Source organism: Vibrio cyclitrophicus, assembly GCA_023206055.1.
Classification (GTDB): domain Bacteria; phylum Pseudomonadota; class Gammaproteobacteria; order Enterobacterales; family Vibrionaceae; genus Vibrio; species Vibrio cyclitrophicus_A.
Map to the genome: position 1 here is coordinate 1,253,687 of CP065367.1, position 19,306 is coordinate 1,272,992.

The following is a 19,306-nucleotide window of genomic DNA, read 5'->3' on the forward strand; positions in this document are numbered from 1 at the left end:
CACAAACCTCCCCTAAAGTAGTACCATTTATCGTATCTCATTCTTAATGGTATCTGGGTCTTATGAAGCTTTTAGTCGATCGCACTGGTGAACAGTTTTTAGAAATTCTGAAAGAGTCGGGAGACAATCTGACGGTTCAATTCATTAGCAATGAAGGCAATCGAAAGGGTAAGCCATTCCAAGATAGCTTGAGTGGTTTGTTCCTCACAGGTTGGAAGCCTCGCACGACCTCAACTGCCATTGGCCTAGAACGCTTTAAGCAAGGCAAGCTGCAAGATCCTAAAGTTAGCTTTGCGCTACACCAGCTCTACCCGCTCGGCCGAGATGTCAAATTGCCTTCTGGTGACATCGCCACAGTCGCAAGTTACGCCAATACTCATAGCGATGGCTACTACATGTTTGTGCGCCTACACAATGGGTTAACCAGACTTAAGATTACGCCCGATTGGGAACTGCAACCTTCCGCTCAAAGATTAGCTCTGCCTTATTACCCAGCCCCTAGAACTAAAAAAGAGCTCGACAACATTGACGACTTTGATTCGTGGGCGGGCGGTTTTTAAACACTCTTTAACTACGCCTAGTAGCACATAATTCCCATGTTATTATCAATTAATTTTTGATAATAATTCAAATGTAGCGCTGTTTATCGTTTCAAATATTCCTACTATTATTTATCAATCGACACAGACTGCAGTTCAATGAACAAGAGTAGCGCTGTAAACACAGACAAATCACCATTTCGGTGAAAAATAATATAGGTACGAACATGACTCAACTGACTATCATCGCAAACATCGTCGCTAACGAAGGCAAAATTGAATTAGTTAAAGCAGAGCTGCTAAAACTGATTGATATTACTCGCGCTGAAGAAGGCTGCATCAACTACGACCTTCACCAAGACAATGAAAACCCAGCTCACTTCACTTTCTACGAAAACTGGACGTCTCGCGAACTTTGGCAAACACACATGGGGAATACTCACCTTGCTGAGTACATGGCTGCAACGGAAGGCAGTGTTGCGTCATTTACACTTAACGAGATGACGAAAATCGCTTAAGTCTTTATTCCAAGATCTTAATTTGAAGTCCCTGCTGAATATCAGCGGGGCTTTTTCGTTTCAATATTTTCCCGCCTAGGCTTACATATCTCAATTACAGTTTTAAACGAGGCTGAATGAAATCAATAAACGAAATCCCCCATATACACAAAGGCTGCAAACGCAGCCTTTGTGTATATGGGTTCGAATGGAGTTATTGAAAAACACAACTCTAGTTCGTATAGCTCACCTAACATCACTCAATAACCACATCTGCTCGGCGATTCAATGCACGACCTTGTTTGTTATGATTTGAAGCGATAGGTTGGGTTTCCCCCAAGCTTTTTATTGTCAGGTTCTGGCTAGGTACGCCTTCTTCTTTGAGTACTTTCGCGGTTTGGTCAGCTCTTCTGAACCCTAGGCCTTGGTTGTATTCTTCAGTACCAATAGCATCGGTATGGCCTTCAACTACCAACTTCTGCTCCGCTTCGGCAAACCCCAAGCTAAAGTGTTCCAATGCTCGTTGAGCCATTGGAGTGATAGCGTCACTATCAAAGGCGAAGTTCACGCGCATCACGACAGGTGACTGGTCATTGAGCATCGAAGGCGATGCAACAAAGCTGTTGCAATCACCTAAACGACGATTCTGCATAGCCTTGTCCAGTAATGCTTGCTGTACGTGATTCCCATCTGGACGAGCCTTCACAGCCAAATAGCCTTGTCGGTGCGTACCTATGCCGGTCACAGCCCCAATATCCACTGCATGCTGAAACTCAATCACACCGGTATCGCAGTAATATTGTTGAGGCTCCGATTGCGCCGAAAATGCGGTGAGCACCAACGCAGTTGCAAGGCTCAATGTCGAATTCCTGTTCATAAGCACTCCTAATAAAGTTGAGTCACACCGTTACTTTTCGCCCCACGGCGAATAAGCTCTTCAATACTTTCTTTCAGTTGATCGAGGTTCGTCACGTCAATGATGTCTTTTGGGTCTAGAACACAATCTTGATAACCACTCTGTTGAGAAGCCTGGAAATCAATGCCAATAACGCCAATAAACAAACCAGGAATCAGCTCTCTGGCTTTGTTGCACATACCAGCTTCAACTAAGTTACCAAGAATGCCGTTGTTAGGACTTTCTTGGCCATCAGTTAAGACAAACAACATTTTTAACTTATTGTCATAAGCCTCGACCTCATCCGGGTCATTCGTCTCTGGTTTACCAGCAGCAAGTAACTGAAATCCACGCAACATTCCTTGGAATGCTGCAGTGCTGCCATTTGCCCACATATCGTAAACACCGAAAGCTTCATGCTCTTTTCCGTTGTACTTTTCACCTAATAAAGTGATCAGATCATTAGTTAACTCTACGTTCTGGAACTGGGATTCATTACTACTCCCATATCCTTGATATAAGCTAACATCCTTAACGCGATAGAAAGTACTATCATTAATCACTTTGTTTTCAAGTAACCTATTGACGCTATCTGCGTAGTCAACATAGTCCGGATTATCGGGATACCAATCATCATGTGATATAAGAATGTCATTGAGACGTTTAACACAATCATGATCACATGTGCTTCCCTTTCCTCTCCACCAACTTGTATTCCATTGATTCATGTAGTTACGGGTGCGATTGTCCTCCAAGTCAGATTTGCAAGTGTTGGGATCAATAGCGTTAACACATTCATCATAGTTACGGCTATTGGAACGTAAGCCATCCCAATCGATATCATAGTAACCATCATCAGAATCAATATCGTTTACTTCTTTTGAACGTGAATATACTAATTGCGACGCCGCAACCGTATGACCACTTACCACTTCCCGTGTCCTTATATTAAACGGCACAACACCAATTCTGTTGTCTAACCTATCTGGTATGGTTTCCCATTCATACTTACCGTTAGCTTGTTTCACCTTAACATTGCACTCACCTTTTTTTATTTTGTGGCACAGTGCGGTTTCAGCAAGTTCCCTGACAGCATCTTTCAAGTCCCAAAGCTTACAGTCGCCATCATCACACACACATTCATCCTTTTCATAATTCCGATAATTTGAACAAAATTCAACCTTGCCCCACTCCCAATTCATCGATCCAGAGAAATCTGAAACCAGCATGAGGTCAATATTGTTATCACCAAGAAACATCGGGTATTTCTTCGCTACTGATTGACCCGTAATGACTTGTGTTTCATCAAACGATGGTATGAATTGACTGGCAAACCAGGATTGATGTGTTGTACTTGCAGCAACGCGATACTGAATGTGCTCTGGTGTTTCCGTTGCTTCTATCCACTCTTGATGTTCCCACTCCGAAGTTATACCAATACCCTTTGCTCCGCGAACATAGGCCTTAACATAACCTGTTGCTAACTTGTTGGTCTCATTCTCATCTCGATAGTCAGCAATAGTGACAGCGATAGCTGCCGCTTCTAATGAATCATTCAAGCGTGCCGATGTTTGGATGTATCTTGTTCCTTCTACGGATAAGAAAGTAAAGCCCATAACTGGAACCAAGGCCAAAGCGAGCCAAATGGCTGCGACACCTTGTTGCTTCTGTCTCAAACTCAAATTTGTTTTCATCATTACCTCCCCGGCATCACCGATGTCGAAGATAGTGTTAAGGTCTCAGATGAGTTGGTGAAGACGCCAAACCAAGATGGATAGGTTTCACATACTGTCACGCTATAGAGTGGAAAATCCACTCCATCCTCTGTTGGAACCAATACCTTAAACGCTTCACTTTCAATCTCAGGTACATTGCAATTCACCGACTTATCTACTTCTTCGGGACTTTCAGGTTCATTGTTATCTTCAAGGCTGTCACTATCGATACTCACTGGTGTAGTTTTATTAACTAGAGATTGAATGTTAATCATCACTGAATCCGCTTCTTGACCAAGTAGCCTTGCGGCCAGCTTTTGCATATCTTCCAGCTGCTGTTGTTGAACGTTTAGGTTTGTTCCATCTTGAACATCACCGTCGTAATAGCGAGTCCGCTCTTTAAGGATGTTCACCAGCGCAAATGAGGTGCGGTCTAGCGCAGATTGCATAAGTAGTTTGTGGCTTAAATCTGTCGAAAAAAGATAAATCAAACACAAGACCATCAGCACTAAAGCAAGCTCGACAGTAAAAGAACCCGTTTGTAAAAGTCGGCTATTCGTTTTCATCTGGCCACTCCTCATGTTCGAGGTTCAACACCATAGTTCGAGAGATAGGCATGCTGCTCGATGTAAACAAGTGAGTCATCGGTGAAAAATCGTAACTTACCGTCAACTCTGCAAGACTGTAATCAAAGCTCTCAACCTCACTGCTTTCACCGCCAAAGCTGATGGACGTGGTACCCGCTACAAACGCGGTATAATCGTCATAATAAACACCGGTAATTGAAAACTTGTCTGGTGTAACCAAAAAGCTCCACAGTTCACCGCTTTGTTTGATCAATACGTCAAACTGATCTTGATAGAACTCGTGTATATCACTTGGCTCTTTGCTTTCATGCAGTTTAATCTTGGTATTTCTTATTGTTTCTCGTAGTGAGTAGTCCACTAAGTTAGTGATATATACCTGATAACTGCTCTCAAAAATAATCACAGTCGATAGAATTAAAACTAAGGCCCCGAGCGCAAACTCTACTGCTATGACACCCTTTTGGCGCTTCCGAAGATTCACGTTCATACATCACTCCTCACGTCCTACTTGGTAAAGAATGTGGTGAATATCCTCATCACTATAATCCGCCTCCAATAAGGAGCGAGCATCCTCATAACGCCCTAGCTTAGATAGTGCTAATGCCAGATTCGCATTAACCGTTTTGTTTTGCGGCTGCCGTTCAATAAGCGGAGCTAATATTGCTACCACCGAGCGGTAATCGGACTTAGCCAAATAGACCACGGCGAGATTATTCTTAATCGTCGCCTCATCGTAGCCCTGCACTCTCGCTCGATTAAAAGCCGTTGTTGCTGGTTCAAAGTGCTCTAATCGTGAGTAAGAGATACCTATCAAGTTGTGTACTTGAGCCCCATTATTACCGAGCTCTAACGAATCAAAATAATAGGATAACGCCTCTTCATCATTCCCCATATCAGCCGCCACTTGTCCCATCAAAAGCGCCATTTTTTCATTAGAATAACCATGTTCACTGAGATAACGGGTATAGAAACTCGCAGATTCAACATCACCAATTTGATAATAGGCATGCGCAATCGCATCCATAGCTTCATAATCATCGGGATCCGTTTCCAAGCGTTGTCGATAATGTGCAATTACCCCTTGATAGTTACCAATATTCAGCATGTTTTGCATTGAGCTAGCTTGTTCATCAGGAGTAGATTGGCAACCGACAAGAGAGGCAAATAACAATTGGAGTGCCAATATACGGAATAATTGATTCATTACTGGCCTCCCATTGCGTCCATAACTTGAATAATGCCCGGAGCTAAAATCAGAGCCACAATCGGCATCAGAATAAGCAAAATAAGTGGGACACTCATTTTTGAAGAGAGCTTGCCAACCTTCTCTTCAATCGTGAGTACTTGCATCTTGCGCATGTCTTCTGCCAAGTCCCCCAGCACTTGTGCAATAGAGGTGCCGTAGTTCAGGTTTTGTAATATTGTCAGCACAAAGCTTTGCACGATATTGGTAGGCACTCTCTCAGAGAAGTCATTCAGCGCACGCTCAAGGCCAATCAGTTTCGCCGAGTCTGACGTACGTTTAACTTGGTAGCAGAGATCCTTATCGAACGCCTCAAACTCTTGTCCCAAATAATCTAACGAGGCTTCGATTGTCATCCCGGTTTGCACGCAAACTGCCATCATATCCAGCAAATAAGGTAGCTTTCCTGAGATCTTTTTGATCAACAAGGCTTTGCGCATATTAAGTAGGATATCTGGCACAATGATGGTCAACACCAACATCATTGGCACCGCCATCATTCGCACCTGAGCTGAAAGCTCGACAATAAACAGTATTGCGATAACGACTAGCGCAACTGCGACTTTCAACGGAAAGTAGTACTTGGCGTAGTCGCGATGATAAAGGCCAGCTTCAACCAATTTGACCTCTATCTCGCTGCGATAATGCTGTCCGAAACTGATGAAATAATCACCAATGACAGAACCCATGGTTCGATGTGAACCTTGGACGTATTTCCCTACTCGTTCTCGACGTTGTTGTTGGAAATACAGCTCAAAGATTCCCCACAATACGGCGCCCAAAAAAAGAAGTATCGTAATGGTGCTATTCATAAGCTGACTCCTTTCACAAGCAACCAAACGATAAACAACCCCAATAACTCACTGCCAATCACATAGATAATCACCCAATTACCAATAGGATCTTCCATCAGAATCTCTAAGTTGTGTGGCGCGATTTGGCTGATCAATATGGTGAAACCAAGAGGAATGGCGGCAACGATCTTTGCAGACACTCGCGCTTCCGAAGTCATCGACATTTTTTTCTTCTCTAGAGTCCTCGTATCAACCAGTACTCGAATCAATCGAGCAAGCACGTTCTTAAGTTGCCCACCTCGGGCAAGGTTGGCTTTAAGCGCAAGTGTGAAGAACACAAACTCTGGGTAAGGGTAATGACGACAGGCGCGATCTAATACCACTTCTGGTGCCTCCCCCATTTTCAAGCGCTCACTCATGAGCTTAAACTCATGGCCGATGGTGGTATCGATTTTCTCGCCAACGTAACCAATCGCATGCATTAAGCTGTCACCCGCAGTGACGGCACTCATCAGCATATTCAGCACATCAGGAAAGCTATTGGTAAACAGCTTGCGACGACGATTGACCAAGTATCGATAACCGATAAATAGCAGCGCCAACCACATGACGACAAACATCCAAAGCGAGCCAAATCGAGCAATTTCTGTCATCACATACCACAACATGAACGCCGTACCTAAAGTATATAAGGTGATGTAAAGTGCCGATCTTGGACCTAAAACATCGGCAACCAATCGGGCATCCGACATCAAACTCTGCCAACGCTTTCGATTCGTGAGTTCGTTAATATTAATAGCATGCAAGTTCGCCAAATCCCCACTGTCTTCGAAATCGAAATACTGGTTAATTTTCTTTTTCTTGTCGCCTCTCATCATCAAAATAGCGATGGAGCCTAATATCAACGCAACCCAAAGCATCATTATCTCTCCCCTTTGAATGACTGCATTAGCTCATCATACAAACCGTAAAAGTGGGCTTTTTTCACCAACTCTGAGCGTTGCATGATACCGCTAGTGACAAAATCACCGGTGACGGTGTCGCGATATTCACTATCATTGAAATCAAATCGGTAAATTTCTTCTAATACGACGTTGTCTCCCTCTAATCCAACAACCTCACAGATGCTGGTGATTTTTCGCGAACCGTCTCTCAAGCGGTTTATTTGAATAATAAGTTGGACCGCACTAACGATCGAACGGCGAATCGCATCAAGGGGTTGGTTCAGGTTCGCCATCATCACCATAGACTCAACACGAGCAATTGCATCACGCGGTGAATTGGCATGAAGTGTCGACATTGAGCCATCATGGCCTGTGTTCATGGCTTGGAGCATTTCAAACGCTTCACCACTACGACACTCACCCAAGATGATCCGATCAGGTCGCATACGCAGAGCATTAATAACAAGGTCTCGCTGAGTGACTGCACCTGTTCGCTCCACACTTTCAGCACGAGTTTCCATACGCACTAAGTTCATTTGATGGAGTCGCAATTCAGCCGCATCCTCAATGGTCACGATGCGTTCATCATCCGCAACGTAATGAGATAATGCGTTGAGCAAAGTTGTTTTACCTGAACCTGTTCCTCCGGATATCAGCACATTCATTCGGCATCGAGCCGCTATCATCAATACTCGAGCCATATCTGATGACATGCTTCCGTAATTCACCAAGTCTTCAAAACCGATATTCTGTTCCCTGAACTTACGAATAGAGATGGATGTGCCATCAAGCACAATTGGAGGGATAACGATATTTACACGACTACCGTCTTCCAAGCGCGCATCCACGGTAGGCGATAATTCATCGACTCGGCGGCCGACACGCGAGGCGATACGCTTGGCTATTGCTAGCACCTGGTCTTCATTAACGAAGGTGATATCAGACTTTTGGATTCGCCCATTTCGTTCATAGAAAATACGCTCAGGTCCATTGACCATGATATCGGTGATGGACTGATCTTCGACTAAGGGTTGTAGCGGACCAAGCCCAAATATCTCATCGATCAAACTTTTCACCAAGCCCGCTTTCATCAAGCCCGTAATAGGTCGGCCATAGTTCGACACTAGCATCTCAACCGCATTACGAATCTGGCTTTCTAGCTCGTCTTGACTCATCTGCTGAGCCGCTTCCACATCCATGGCTTCAAAAATTTGGCTGCGAAATGCGAGGTACAACTCTTTATTTGAACTCATTTACGTGCCTTCTTTGTTAACCAATGTGAGAACAAACCATGCTCTACAGGTTGCCCTTGGATCAAACTAGCAAGGCTACAAATTGAATCTCGAATATGTCGGTCATGCTTATGTGCACTCTTACCATCGACAATGATGTGTGAAAGGTTGCTACAATAGTCGAACAGCAAATCAACAGGTGTTCCCAAATAGTTCTCTAGTTCTTTAGAATGCAGCACAAAGGCTTTATGAGGTCGATGATGGTTCACAACGGTAAGCAAGCGCGTTTTACGAGATTGAGAAATACGTGCGTTTTGCAGTTTCTCTAGCAAGACTCTCGCATTACGTACAGAAGAAACCGACGCGTCGCTGACGACCACGACCACATCGTAGTTATCGATAAGTTCTTGAGGGATAACCTCAAAATCAACACTGCCCGAGAAATCTTCAATGACAAAGTTGGTCGAGCGAGAAAGCAGTTCATACAAGGTATTGGTATATTGCAGAACATCTTCTTGTTTCTTTTCGCTATCCAAGGCCAACAAGCGTAAGTTCTGACGCACTCGGATGAGATAACTTAAAGCGCCCTCTTCGTCCAACTCATGAATGGGTGCGGTAAACTCGTCGATGTTTTGGCGAGAAAAATCATCCAAGGAGAGCAAAACATCCATATTGCTATGATTACCGTGGTGATCAACAACGATAGTGTCACTGCTTCGAATGGATAAGTACGACGCCAACTCACAACAAATGAACGACACCCCAAGCCCACCTTTTGCACCAACAACAGCAACACGCTTCGCTTTGCGGTGTTCGCTCACCCCGGCAAACGATTTTAAGTTGCTCTCTACGTGCATTAAGAAGTCAGCCAAATCGGATTTACTAAAAGGCCAAAGCATGTAATAAAATCCAATATCACGAAGCGCCCGTACGGTAGAGATCGAGTCTTCTTTACCAATAACAATGATCCCTTTGTGAGTAGGGAGCTTGCTAGCAAAGCGTTTAGCATCTTCAACGACATCATTAGATTCACTGAGCTCAAAAAGAATAATTTCATCTTCTTCTTGTTCATCTATATGAGCGAGGTTAAAACGAAGTAACTTGGGTTCATCCCATCCTTCGAAGCGAAACACCTCTTGAACAAGACCTAAACACTCCTGAGTTTGGTAGATAAAGGTGCAATGAATACCACTATTATCCACTTTTGCTCGGAGAGTCGCTGGTTGCGATTTACTACTTAGCGCCTTAGATAAATCAAACATTATTGACCTCCTATCAACCGCTGTTTATTCGCGACTTGCTTAATGCGTGCAGATTCTACGAAACAATTGATCTGCCCTGTTTTCTTAAACAACTCTATGGCCTGACACAACTCGGTATGGGCAGCTAACACCTTTGCTCTAATCGTGAGGTCAGCAATATTGTCTGGCGAGTAAATGTAATGAACACGCTTCGTCGCGCTCGATAACTCAGTCAATCCTTGCGTAGCCGCAGAAAACACTTGTTTGCTATTGTTATTTCGGTGCAACACCGTGTATTGGGCATATGGATCTTGCTGGTAAATTTTCTCAATTAATCTCGCAATCACTTTTTCTTGATCTTCATGTCCACGCAAATCAATATCAAACGAATGCCACTCTTCGTACACCACGGCTTCTGCACCATTACCGGTATAGTAACGTTCTGCAGAGCAACCACTAAGGTTAACCAACAAAAGCATCAAACTGCATATTAGATAATTTCTCATTGGATGAATCCTCCTTCAGATAGCAAACGAATCGTCGCATCAGACTGCGGAGCCTTATGGTCATCCAACTCAATATTTAACCAGCGAGTCAGTGTGTTGGTTTTGTGGATATAAGGCATTTGGATTTCAGTGGAACGAATCGGTTTAACCAGGTTAACCGTCGCAACAATAATGAGCTCTGTCTTACGCCTTTCGGTGATGGCCTTACGAAATGCCGCGCCAATAATCGGAATGTCACCAATTAGTGGCGTTTTTTGCATCTCTTCATAGTCCGCACTGCTCATCAATCCACCCAGAATAAAGCTATCACCATCTCCTAGCTCTACCGTGGTCATAGCTCGTCTTGAGGCTAATTTAGGGACTTCAATACCAGCAGCGGTCACATAACCATCAATCTCGCTCACTTCCGGAAAGAGCTGCATGCGAATACGATCATCACTCTCTACTTTTGCGGTCAAGTCGAGGCGAATACCAAACTCTTTAAAGGTAATATTGACATTGCTATTGGTTGAAACAATGACAGGTACTTCACCACCAACAAGGAAACTGGCGGATTCTCCGGACATCACGCTGAGATTAGGTTCAGCCAGAACCTGAGCGACTGAGTCGTTGCCAATAGCCGAGATAACGCTAACAAGGTCTTCCGCCTCAAACTGATTGAAGACGAACTCACCCACATTAGAACCCACCGAACTCCAATCCACACCGATGGTTTCACCAAACGATTCGGTAACTTGAGCAATCGAAACTTTTACGTTTACCTGTCGTGTACCAGCCACCTCTAAACGCTCAATAATCCCTTCCCAAGTCATATTGCGCGCAAAGATCATGCTCTCCGGCTCTGACACGGATAACGTGTCTGACTCAAACTCTAGCGTTTGTATTTCATTCCAACGCTCAACCTTTTCACGCCCCAAAAGTGTGGCAACCATGCGATAGATATCATCACGCTGCTCCTCAGACTCAACCATACCGCTGACTGCTACTTGCGACCCGACTGACTCCAACTTGATATCCAGGTTTGGATAGTAAAAATCGATCTGACGACGCACTTGGGTTAAGTTCAAATCCACGACTATTCGCTCAGATAACAGCACGTTCTCAGACACGCCATACACAAGCAATCGAGCCTGACCAATGCTATTGGCGAACACCACCACTGTGTTGTCGTTCATGACCTTATAATCAGCCACATCAGGGTTACTGATGAACACTTTGCCAATGGCCTCGTTTAACCGGATGTGACTTGCATCGTTCAGCGTGATATATCGATCGCCACTCCACGCATTAACGCTAAATAATAAAGCAAACAGCAACGTTAACATGGAAGAGCTCGCCCTTGTGATTACTCTGTTTTCCATAACTAGAATCCTTCTGTGTTCGCTGTTTTGTTTGTTCCGCGATACTCTTCAATACCGGTATAATTGGTAATCACATTACGCACCTCGGCATACATTGGCTTTTTATAAGTTTGACTGCGATACACTTCCATATGCATGGTGCGCTGCGCCAGAGCAATGTTCGCCAACTGCTCTGGGTAAATCTCAATCACCACTGTGCTATAACCGGCTTTCGCTTCTTGACTCGGCTTAATGACCTTAGCGCTTGAGGTTTTACTTTCAGGATCGATATAGTCAATTGCTAGTACCTTGACGTGTTTTAAAAATAGTGAAGCTTTAACGCCATGAAACTCCGATGGATGGTCGGCATTGTCGGCTAAATTACTGGAAGGTGAGCTTACTGTGAGAACATCGACAAACACGCCAGGGCGAATATAGTCATCAACTAAATTGGTTGCGCTGACTTGCAGCGGATAGATGGTCATATCCTCAGAGATCAACAAGTCAATATAACCAGCCCCTCCTTGCGGAGTTTGATATTCAGGAAGGATAATCTCGCCTTTGCTCAGGTCGCGATTGAGTAAAGTAGAAGGCGAGAAATCAATGACGGTATCTTCTTTGATGCCGTAAGAAAGTGCGTCTTGTAACTCCAGTTGTTGCTTGGTGACGTCCGAGGTAGAAATAGGCTCACCACGAGACAAGGAACGATCGAGTGACCAAACAGCGATGAATTGCTCAGCGACTGGTACCGGTTGTTCAGCAGTTATAGGAGACGCTTGTTGATTCTTTGTCATCATGTCAATTAAACCATAACAACCGAAACCAAAGGCAAGCAACGCAATAAAAAGGACAATCCGCGATCTCATAAGTCGCCTCCATTCAACATCATTTCGAGATATGGGTGACAGTGCTAAATCATATATAGTTCACCCAATGGCTAAATATCATCACATAAAACCCAACACTGATTGCGACCCCATAAGGGATACCAGTGTTATATTGGCTTTGGTCTATTTCTCCGTAAACGTTGGCTTTTATCCTCCGAGCAAGATTAAGCAGCATATAAAAGGTTGCCAAGACTCCACCAGTTAACATGGTTAATAACACTGCGTTTAGTAATAACTCCACAGGTAGGCTCAGTGACAGGACTGCTGCATATTTAATATCACCAGCACCAATAACGTTGTATGAATAAATTACCATCCCTAAAGTTAACACTATTGACGCTGACAGAATACATGGATTCATCAAAGCTAATGTACACACCAACTGAAAAATTAACAGCGACAATAGGGAATTATTTTTCATTTTTCTACATCTAACATCTTGCATAGTTATAAAGATCAAAAATGCAAGTAAACAATATAGATATAGGGAATGAGTCATATATCAATCACTATGTTTTCGGTGTCAGACCAGATTTAGCAGTGACAAGCGTATTAGAGATAGTATCAAAAATACCCTCTAAACTAGTTTCTAAACCACCGCTATACATGGCAGTTACTAACACAGCTGCCATAGCCGCAGCAATCAAGCCATACTCAATCGCGGTGACACCGCGTTCATCATTATTAAAGGTGGTTAGGTAAGTGCATACTTTGAAATATAAGTTAGTCAACATAATGTGTACTCCTTGTGGTGGAACTTTATTATTAATAATTAAATCTGTTGCAATAACTGTATACCGAAATGAAAATATTAATATTTTCACTATGATAAATTTTATCTATCAGCCATCTAATAAAATTATGCACCATAAAAGTTTAACGATAAATATAATCATAACTCAGCCTATATAAATTAAATGTTTGATAAAAATCAAAATAACATCAAATAAACATAAAATAACTTATGTGAAATAGATCACAAATTTATCGCTATTTTAAAAAATTAAGGCATAAATAAAAGTGAATCTATCACCAATATGGGTGAAGACAAATGTGCGACTTTTTAAGTAGTCTAAGAAGAGAACAACTGTCAGCCTTCCCTCATGTATCAATATAAGGATATATTATGCATCTCAGTTTTGAGCAGTTATTATCGTTCGTCACTATTGTCGATGAGGGTTCGTTTCGTGGAGCAGCCCGTAAGTTACATAAAAGTCAACCTACCATCAGTACAGCGATTCAACATCTAGAGTTAAACATAGGTTTTCCCTTGTTTAAGAGGGAGCAGAGGAAGGCGCTCTTAACGCACAAAGGGGCGCGCTTTTATGAAATGACAGCCCCCCTTATCACTGAATATCAGGCGTTGCTGCAGACTATAACGACAATGAATGAATCAGATCAAGTCGTATATCGTGTAGGTATTGATCCCCTACTTTCTAACCATACCGTTCGTCATGGAGTACACGAGTTTTCCAAAGCTTTTCCGGACACAAACCTCAAACTCGTAACTAGACCTAGTTCAGTATTAGGTGAGATGCTTGCCCATGGGGAACTCGACCTCGCGATTGCCAATCCCTACCATAAAAATATCTATGAATTTAGATTTACTGAGCTTTTTAACATCAACTTTTGGTGGGTTGCTCATAAAGCATTAATCTGTGATCAGGATGCAAGATTATTACTACTTGAAGGTTGCAAAGAAATTAATAATGCATCAATTATGAAACAACATCACATCTGGCAGTGTGAAGACCTCAATACCATTGTGAACCTTTGCTGCCAACAATCAGGCATCGCTCTACTTCCCGATTTTATCATCGAAGCATTGAATAATGATCATCTTGTAAAGGTAAATAATCACCCTTATTTATTTGGCCGAAAAGTGACAACGGCTATCGTCAGCCAAGCGAATGAATGTCAGAGCCGATACCATCAATGGTTCTGTGAACAACTGGCACCAAGAAAAGTTATTAGGATTGTGTAATACGAAAGCCAAATACTGGCTTTGTTGCGTAATTAAATTTAGATATAGAGCTACCCCATTTCGTGTGTTTCTTAGTCAATACGACAAGTTTCAGGCATACCTAACCCAGTAAGCTTGTTCAACGCTTTTATCATCGCGTAAGTTTCACCCACCTGTGCATTGTAATTTCTTAAGCTCAGTTGCCCTCCTAGCAACCGTTTAACTCGATACATCGCTGTTTCTGACAATGAGCGCTGTCGTGATAGCTAAATCACTGAACTGACGTGGCCTCCCGAGCTTACTCTGTTTGCTTTGCGCCCAACCGCTTATTGCCTCTTCATCAATCCAAAAAGTCAGAGAACCACGGCTAATGAGTGATTGATTGTATTGCTTCCAGTTGGTTGTTTTGTCACGAGGTTTAGGCATAGGGCTACGAGAGAGAGTGGACGTAGCTGATCAGATCGCTACCCATCATCCTCCGTCCTTTTTTACAACAGCTGATTCTTTCTGATTCAGAACCTACAATATATTAACCAGATTAATATTCTGTATTTATGAATCCAAGGTTAATTTAAATACCAACTTATATCTGATATTAGGAATACACTGTTGAATAAACCTCATTTATAGATGATCATAAAAACAAATAAAATCACATGCAATTTGATCTTAATCATTTAATTCATCACTTTATAGACTTTCGTTGAGATTTCACCCAGTTGGGTGATGATAACAACTAAGTAAAATGAATAAATATACAAGATGTCTGATATCAATAATAAACAAGACAAGTATTGGCTTTTATATGGATATAAATAATAACGAGTTTACAAGTCCAATTGTTCCCAATTTCCCAAGTGAACTGGAAAATGAGGTTCGTGAAGGACTAAAAAAAATTGGGATTGAACATGCAAGCCTTATCATACTCTCTGAAGATATGAGTATCGTTTTTGAAAGTTTAGAAAGTCTCTCTAAAAGAATATCTATTAGCAAAAGAATATCTGAGAGTATTGAAAGTTATATTGACGCAGTCATGTGCCATGAGAAAAATATTTTGCACTTTACCTATGATAATGTTTTAGATGATCGAATATTTGATCACGAAAAACTATCTATAATCACTAATAATTTGAGTAAGTATTCTTCATTTTCCCCTCTAAGCTATGACCACAAAATGGTCGTGATCTTTCACAGCATTGAATCATTATCTGAACATCAAACTAAGCATCTACAACTTATAGTCAATATCATAACAGCTTGGTCTAACTCATGGGTTGCCAATAATACTATGTTGCACTATTGGAAAAAGTACTCAGAGCCTAAAAACATAGATATTACGTCAACACTAACAAAGTCAGAGTTCAACGTTTTGGAGTTATTGACAAAGGGTTTCACTGGACCAGAGATATCTAGCATTAGGAATGTATCAAAGGAAACCGTGCGGACTCAAATCAAGAGTATTCTTCATAAAACCCATTGTCATAGCCAAAACCAATTGATTTCGAGATTCAGTCAAGTTCAATGGGCAATAAATTCTCTCCACCGAGGATTGTATTCTTGAGGTCATAAAACGGTGTTGAATTGACTTAATGTAGAAGGATAAGCCATTATGAGAATTCTTGACTTTCTTATTACAAAAAGGAATATACTGACGTCTGGATTAATCCTTACAATATTATTAATCCACTATAACAGTATTCATAGCTTAGTGAGTTCAATAGAAATTGAAAGAGAAAAAAGGGAAGTTCTAATTTCAAATATAATTAGAAATAATATTGATTACAACCTCTCTCTTTTAAGGGATTTTATCACTAAACTTGAGACTGCCTCAGCTTTATTAAATAAAGAATTGGTCGCAGGGAGTATAACTAAAGATATTTTTCAAGATTCGGAAAGTCACTTCAACTTAAATCATTACTTTGAAAAAATGCCCCCTTCTGAAGTACAAAACATCATACTTCAAGACCAAAATAATCGATATTTTCTACTTTCAGGAAGCCCCATTCACGTTACTTTTTCCTCTTCCTTGTCGCCTGATTCAGAAAAAATATACCTCAAAGTAACACCTTTATCCCTGCTTTCACTCGATTTATACCAATTAGACTCGCAGAAAAATCGGTACTTTCATCTGATTAAAGTACAGTTACCAGTTTTCAATGGAAATGTACTCATCTTCGATGATATGACAAGTTCAGCCATCGAGCTGAAAAATGAACTGCAAAGCCTTGTAGAGATCCTATTGCTTCTTCTTGCGAGCTATATCCTCTTAGCAACTTTTGCACACTATCAACACAACACGAATATCAAGTTAACTTCTGACACCCTAACCGGTTTGAAGAATCGAACCTATCTACAATCAGCGAACGTAAGACTCAAGCATGAACACGTAAAGCATGCGTGTATCTCTGTGATTGTTATAGATCTTGACCATTTTAAAGATATCAATGATCAATATGGGCATCCTACCGGAGACGATATCCTCATCAGAGTGGCAGAAATTCTATCTGATAATGTACGCTGTAATGATGAATGCTACCGTATTGGAGGAGACGAGTTCATCGTCATCGTTAAGTCTCATACTCTCTCTGACACCAAAAAACTGGCAGAGAGGTTGAGGGAAAGAATCGCTAAAGATGAAAAGCTTCGGATTATATCGATGGGAGGGATTTCAGCGTCATTAGGTCTAGCAGTATTGCTACCAAACCAACCCGTTGAAGAAGTTGTTTCCATCGCAGATGAGATGCTTTACCGAGCTAAGAAACAAGGGCGGAACCTAGTACAGAGCTACATTTAGATCTAGCTGCTTATAAACATAGATTCTTCGCTTTGTATAAATGACTGCAAAGTCAATAAAACAACACCTAGAGTGTAATACTCTCGGCTGTACGTTATCTCAACTAGACTCAAATTTACGCTCTTGGTAATCGCCGCCACTTCAGAGCCTCAATTTAAATTGATTTATGAAGCACTCCGATTTCAATCTAATTCCCATTTTCGTTACCGTTATGGAAGAGCGGAGCATCAGTAAAGCTGCTCAGCGCTTAAACATGAGCCAATCCGCCGTAAGTCAAAGTATTAACAGGCTTAGAATACTATTTGACGACCCTCTTTTCTTTCGCGAAAGCCACGGTGTCTCATCTAGTAAGCTTGCAGAAAGTATTTACCCTCAGCTTTCCAAAGCTGTTCAACAAATCAGACTCGCGGCCCCACCTCTTTCAAATTTTGATGCAGAAACCAGTTCAAGAGAGTTTTTGATATCCACTGTATCGGTAATTGGAATTAGCATACTTCCTAACGTTTCCAATCTTATATTTACACAAGCCCCTAACGTCACGATTAAAGCGGATTCAAATTTGGCCCACACAGATATGATATCATTACTTAGGAACCAGTATGACTTGTCTATTGATGTTGATTACGGACAATACCCAGGGCTTAAATCTCAAGAGTTGTTGCATGAGGAAGTATATGTTTTGTGTCGAACAGACCATCCTCGTCTAACGACCCCAGTAGTAACAATTGAGCAGTTTTTATCTGAAAAGCACGTCATACATACAACATCAGGTCAAAAGCAATGTTATCTGCGTAACAAAGGACTAAGTTATGAACATGTGCTTAAAAAACGGGATATAGTATGGGGTGCGGACACTGTAATCGAAATGATGAATATCGTTGAAAATAGCCACCATATTAGTTTGTTCCCTAAACGATTGCTCAATAAATATCTAAAAGATTCAGACTTAAAGCACATCCCTTGTAACTTCATTACAGAGAACGTAAAAATCGCTATGTTTTGGCATCCAGCACGGCACAATGACGTCGGACATCGATGGCTAAGACATTTAGTGTCGGACGCCAGCTTTCGTATCTAGTTAAACAAGCTCTCAAAGCTTAGTCTATTGAGAATCGAGCCTCGGATTACAAACTCAACCTTGGCTGAATAAAATCAATAAACGCCGAGATACGTTTAGAGACAGAAGACGACTTATAGTAAACGGCATTCACTCGTTCTCGGTCTGTATTGGCAAGTTTGTCTTGTTCCAAAATAGGGATTAGACGCCCTGCTGCCATATCTTCCTTCACCATAAACCCCGATAAACAAGCTATCCCATTTCCAGCTAGTGCTAGTTGACGCACGGTTTCACCGTTGCTGGCTGTCACGGTAGGCGCGACATAACTTTGGTTTGGTAAAGGCCAATTGTTAAGCACTTTGTTCCCTGCAAAACCCACAATTTGATGTGAACTCAAATCTTCAGGTTTAGTGGGTAGCCCACGCTTAGCGAGATAATCAGGTGACGCTACAATATGGAGTAAACTTTTTCCTAACGGGCGAGCGTGCAGTGTTGAATCGGACAGCTTACCGATTCGAATCGCAACATCAGTTCTCTTTTCCAGAAGATCAACGAAGCCTTCGTTGGAAGTGAGTTCCAACTCAATGTCTGGGTAAGCCTCTTTGAATGATTGCACCAAAGGCACTAGCTGATGGAATACAAATGGACTGGCGGCATCGACTCTTAAACGACCTTTTGGCAACTCACCGCGCGACACGATTTCTTCTTCCGCGCTTTGAATCATTTGCAAACCCAGCCTCACAGAATCGACAAATTGCCGTCCTTCCTCCGTCAATTCCACGCGTCTCGTTGTTCGGTTGAATATCGAGACGCCGAGTTGCGACTCTACCTTACTCACCGAACGAGACACCTTGGCGACCTGCACATCCAGTGCCTCTGCCGCCGCAGAAAAACCACCAGCATCGACAACGGTAAGTACCATTTCTAAATCATCTGAACGGGTTACCATGAGGCTCCTTCGCTATCTTCATTTTGTTTAATGTCATCTCGCTTGTGCTCATCAGAGCTCAAATCATCTATGTCTTTTCGATCTCATCAGCTTAATCCAATGATCGGCTAACTCTCCAATTAT

At 42.1% G+C, this 19,306-nt stretch carries 21 protein-coding genes and 1 pseudogene; 6 read left to right on the forward strand and 16 right to left on the reverse strand.

Annotation, left to right across the window (positions count from 1 at the left end):
* The first annotated feature begins 62 nt into the window (after nucleotides 1-62).
* Both ITG09_21150 and ITG09_21155 read left to right on the forward strand, forming a co-directional pair.
* Nucleotides 63-560: a hypothetical protein gene (locus ITG09_21150; protein UPR53897.1), complete on the forward strand. Its 498-nt coding sequence runs from the start codon at nucleotides 63-65 to the stop codon at nucleotides 558-560.
* 206 nt (nucleotides 561-766) lie between these two features.
* A complete protein-coding gene (locus tag ITG09_21155; GenBank protein ID UPR53898.1) occupies nucleotides 767-1,057 on the forward strand; it encodes an antibiotic biosynthesis monooxygenase in 291 nt (96 codons plus the stop codon).
* Nucleotides 1,058-1,292: 235 nt separating this feature from the next.
* Here the strand turns inward: ITG09_21155 and ITG09_21160 are convergent, their stop codons facing one another.
* From ITG09_21160 to ITG09_21225, 14 genes are read right to left on the reverse strand one after another with little or no spacing between them, the layout of a single operon-like run.
* Nucleotides 1,293-1,913 (reverse strand): OmpA family protein, encoded by a 621-nt coding sequence (locus tag ITG09_21160; GenBank protein UPR53899.1) that lies wholly within the window; start codon nucleotides 1,911-1,913, stop codon nucleotides 1,293-1,295.
* Nucleotides 1,914-1,921: 8 nt separating this feature from the next.
* Nucleotides 1,922-3,628, reverse strand: a complete 1,707-nt coding sequence (locus ITG09_21165) for a pilus assembly protein TadG (protein UPR53900.1) — start codon at nucleotides 3,626-3,628, stop codon at nucleotides 1,922-1,924.
* Nucleotides 3,628-4,227, reverse strand: a complete 600-nt coding sequence (locus tag ITG09_21170) for a membrane associated secretion system protein (protein ID UPR53901.1) — start codon at nucleotides 4,225-4,227, stop codon at nucleotides 3,628-3,630. Before ITG09_21170 ends, ITG09_21165 begins: the two co-directional genes overlap by 1 nt.
* Nucleotides 4,199-4,720, reverse strand: a complete 522-nt coding sequence (locus ITG09_21175) for a pilus assembly protein (GenBank protein ID UPR53902.1) — start codon at nucleotides 4,718-4,720, stop codon at nucleotides 4,199-4,201. Before ITG09_21175 ends, ITG09_21170 begins: the two co-directional genes overlap by 29 nt.
* A gap of 3 nt (nucleotides 4,721-4,723) precedes the next feature.
* On the reverse strand, nucleotides 4,724-5,437 hold the full coding sequence (locus ITG09_21180) for a tetratricopeptide repeat protein (GenBank protein ID UPR53903.1): 714 nt from the start codon (nucleotides 5,435-5,437) through the stop codon (nucleotides 4,724-4,726).
* On the reverse strand, nucleotides 5,437-6,288 hold the full coding sequence (locus tag ITG09_21185) for a type II secretion system F family protein (GenBank protein ID UPR53904.1): 852 nt from the start codon (nucleotides 6,286-6,288) through the stop codon (nucleotides 5,437-5,439). The genes ITG09_21180 and ITG09_21185 overlap by 1 nt, the downstream gene beginning before the upstream one ends.
* Nucleotides 6,285-7,190: a type II secretion system F family protein gene (locus ITG09_21190; GenBank protein ID UPR55228.1), complete on the reverse strand. Its 906-nt coding sequence runs from the start codon at nucleotides 7,188-7,190 to the stop codon at nucleotides 6,285-6,287. The genes ITG09_21185 and ITG09_21190 overlap by 4 nt, the downstream gene beginning before the upstream one ends.
* Nucleotides 7,191-7,192: 2 nt before the next feature.
* Entirely contained in the window at nucleotides 7,193-8,467 is a 1,275-nt protein-coding gene (locus ITG09_21195) for a CpaF family protein (protein UPR53905.1), read from the reverse strand.
* Nucleotides 8,464-9,708, reverse strand: a complete 1,245-nt coding sequence (locus tag ITG09_21200) for a chromosome partitioning protein ParA (protein ID UPR53906.1) — start codon at nucleotides 9,706-9,708, stop codon at nucleotides 8,464-8,466. Before ITG09_21200 ends, ITG09_21195 begins: the two co-directional genes overlap by 4 nt.
* Nucleotides 9,708-10,193 (reverse strand): hypothetical protein, encoded by a 486-nt coding sequence (locus tag ITG09_21205; protein ID UPR53907.1) that lies wholly within the window; start codon nucleotides 10,191-10,193, stop codon nucleotides 9,708-9,710. The genes ITG09_21200 and ITG09_21205 overlap by 1 nt, the downstream gene beginning before the upstream one ends.
* Nucleotides 10,190-11,554 (reverse strand): pilus assembly protein N-terminal domain-containing protein, encoded by a 1,365-nt coding sequence (locus ITG09_21210; protein UPR53908.1) that lies wholly within the window; start codon nucleotides 11,552-11,554, stop codon nucleotides 10,190-10,192. The genes ITG09_21205 and ITG09_21210 overlap by 4 nt, the downstream gene beginning before the upstream one ends.
* Nucleotides 11,555-11,556: 2 nt before the next feature.
* Nucleotides 11,557-12,399 carry a Flp pilus assembly protein CpaB gene (cpaB, locus tag ITG09_21215; protein UPR53909.1) on the reverse strand — a complete coding sequence of 281 codons (843 nt, stop codon included), beginning with the start codon at nucleotides 12,397-12,399 and terminating at the stop codon, nucleotides 11,557-11,559.
* Between the two features lie 49 nt (nucleotides 12,400-12,448).
* Nucleotides 12,449-12,919 (reverse strand): prepilin peptidase, encoded by a 471-nt coding sequence (locus tag ITG09_21220; GenBank protein ID UPR53910.1) that lies wholly within the window; start codon nucleotides 12,917-12,919, stop codon nucleotides 12,449-12,451.
* A gap of 10 nt (nucleotides 12,920-12,929) precedes the next feature.
* A complete protein-coding gene (locus tag ITG09_21225) occupies nucleotides 12,930-13,154 on the reverse strand; it encodes a Flp family type IVb pilin (protein ID UPR53911.1) in 225 nt (74 codons plus the stop codon).
* A gap of 392 nt (nucleotides 13,155-13,546) precedes the next feature.
* On the opposite strand from ITG09_21225, the gene ITG09_21230 reads away from it, so the two are divergent.
* Nucleotides 13,547-14,404, forward strand: a complete 858-nt coding sequence (locus ITG09_21230; protein ID UPR53912.1) for a LysR family transcriptional regulator — start codon at nucleotides 13,547-13,549, stop codon at nucleotides 14,402-14,404.
* A 71-nt stretch (nucleotides 14,405-14,475) separates the two neighbouring features.
* Here the strand turns inward: ITG09_21230 and ITG09_21235 are convergent.
* Nucleotides 14,476-14,809: pseudogene (locus ITG09_21235) on the reverse strand (transposase).
* A 379-nt stretch (nucleotides 14,810-15,188) separates the two neighbouring features.
* On the opposite strand from ITG09_21235, the gene ITG09_21240 reads away from it, so the two are divergent.
* The 3 genes from ITG09_21240 (at nucleotide 15,189) to ITG09_21250 (ending at nucleotide 18,255) form a co-directional block, all read left to right on the forward strand.
* Complete coding sequence (locus ITG09_21240; protein UPR53913.1) at nucleotides 15,189-15,944, forward strand: helix-turn-helix transcriptional regulator; 756 nt, start codon at nucleotides 15,189-15,191, stop codon at nucleotides 15,942-15,944.
* Nucleotides 15,945-15,992: 48 nt separating this feature from the next.
* Nucleotides 15,993-17,177: a GGDEF domain-containing protein gene (locus ITG09_21245; protein ID UPR53914.1), complete on the forward strand. Its 1,185-nt coding sequence runs from the start codon at nucleotides 15,993-15,995 to the stop codon at nucleotides 17,175-17,177.
* Nucleotides 17,178-17,388: 211 nt separating this feature from the next.
* Entirely contained in the window at nucleotides 17,389-18,255 is an 867-nt protein-coding gene (locus ITG09_21250; protein ID UPR53915.1) for a LysR family transcriptional regulator, read from the forward strand.
* Nucleotides 18,256-18,301: 46 nt separating this feature from the next.
* Here ITG09_21250 and ITG09_21255 read toward each other — a convergent pair whose 3' ends face one another.
* Nucleotides 18,302-19,183 carry a LysR family transcriptional regulator gene (locus ITG09_21255; GenBank protein ID UPR53916.1) on the reverse strand — a complete coding sequence of 294 codons (882 nt, stop codon included), beginning with the start codon at nucleotides 19,181-19,183 and terminating at the stop codon, nucleotides 18,302-18,304.
* Between the last annotated feature and the right edge of the window lie 123 nt (nucleotides 19,184-19,306).

Bases quoted from the DNA above. Each gene is read 5' to 3' on its own strand.
- ITG09_21150 (UPR53897.1), top strand. From the start codon at position 63: ATGAAGCTTTTAGTCGATCGCACTGGTGAACAGTTTTTAGAAATTCTG.
- ITG09_21155 (UPR53898.1), top strand. From the start codon at position 767: ATGACTCAACTGACTATCATCGCAAACATCGTCGCTAACGAAGGCAAA.
- ITG09_21160 (UPR53899.1), bottom strand. From the start codon at position 1,913: ATGAACAGGAATTCGACATTGAGCCTTGCAACTGCGTTGGTGCTCACC.
- ITG09_21165 (UPR53900.1), bottom strand. From the start codon at position 3,628: ATGATGAAAACAAATTTGAGTTTGAGACAGAAGCAACAAGGTGTCGCA.
- ITG09_21170 (UPR53901.1), bottom strand. From the start codon at position 4,227: ATGAGGAGTGGCCAGATGAAAACGAATAGCCGACTTTTACAAACGGGT.
- ITG09_21175 (UPR53902.1), bottom strand. From the start codon at position 4,720: ATGAACGTGAATCTTCGGAAGCGCCAAAAGGGTGTCATAGCAGTAGAG.
- ITG09_21180 (UPR53903.1), bottom strand. From the start codon at position 5,437: ATGAATCAATTATTCCGTATATTGGCACTCCAATTGTTATTTGCCTCT.
- ITG09_21185 (UPR53904.1), bottom strand. From the start codon at position 6,288: ATGAATAGCACCATTACGATACTTCTTTTTTTGGGCGCCGTATTGTGG.
- ITG09_21190 (UPR55228.1), bottom strand. From the start codon at position 7,190: ATGCTTTGGGTTGCGTTGATATTAGGCTCCATCGCTATTTTGATGATG.
- ITG09_21195 (UPR53905.1), bottom strand. From the start codon at position 8,467: ATGAGTTCAAATAAAGAGTTGTACCTCGCATTTCGCAGCCAAATTTTT.
- ITG09_21200 (UPR53906.1), bottom strand. From the start codon at position 9,708: ATGTTTGATTTATCTAAGGCGCTAAGTAGTAAATCGCAACCAGCGACT.
- ITG09_21205 (UPR53907.1), bottom strand. From the start codon at position 10,193: ATGAGAAATTATCTAATATGCAGTTTGATGCTTTTGTTGGTTAACCTT.
- ITG09_21210 (UPR53908.1), bottom strand. From the start codon at position 11,554: ATGGAAAACAGAGTAATCACAAGGGCGAGCTCTTCCATGTTAACGTTG.
- cpaB (UPR53909.1), bottom strand. From the start codon at position 12,399: ATGAGATCGCGGATTGTCCTTTTTATTGCGTTGCTTGCCTTTGGTTTC.
- ITG09_21220 (UPR53910.1), bottom strand. From the start codon at position 12,919: ATGACTCATTCCCTATATCTATATTGTTTACTTGCATTTTTGATCTTT.
- ITG09_21225 (UPR53911.1), bottom strand. From the start codon at position 13,154: ATGTTGACTAACTTATATTTCAAAGTATGCACTTACCTAACCACCTTT.
- ITG09_21230 (UPR53912.1), top strand. From the start codon at position 13,547: ATGCATCTCAGTTTTGAGCAGTTATTATCGTTCGTCACTATTGTCGAT.
- ITG09_21240 (UPR53913.1), top strand. From the start codon at position 15,189: ATGGATATAAATAATAACGAGTTTACAAGTCCAATTGTTCCCAATTTC.
- ITG09_21245 (UPR53914.1), top strand. From the start codon at position 15,993: ATGAGAATTCTTGACTTTCTTATTACAAAAAGGAATATACTGACGTCT.
- ITG09_21250 (UPR53915.1), top strand. From the start codon at position 17,389: ATGGAAGAGCGGAGCATCAGTAAAGCTGCTCAGCGCTTAAACATGAGC.
- ITG09_21255 (UPR53916.1), bottom strand. From the start codon at position 19,183: ATGGTAACCCGTTCAGATGATTTAGAAATGGTACTTACCGTTGTCGAT.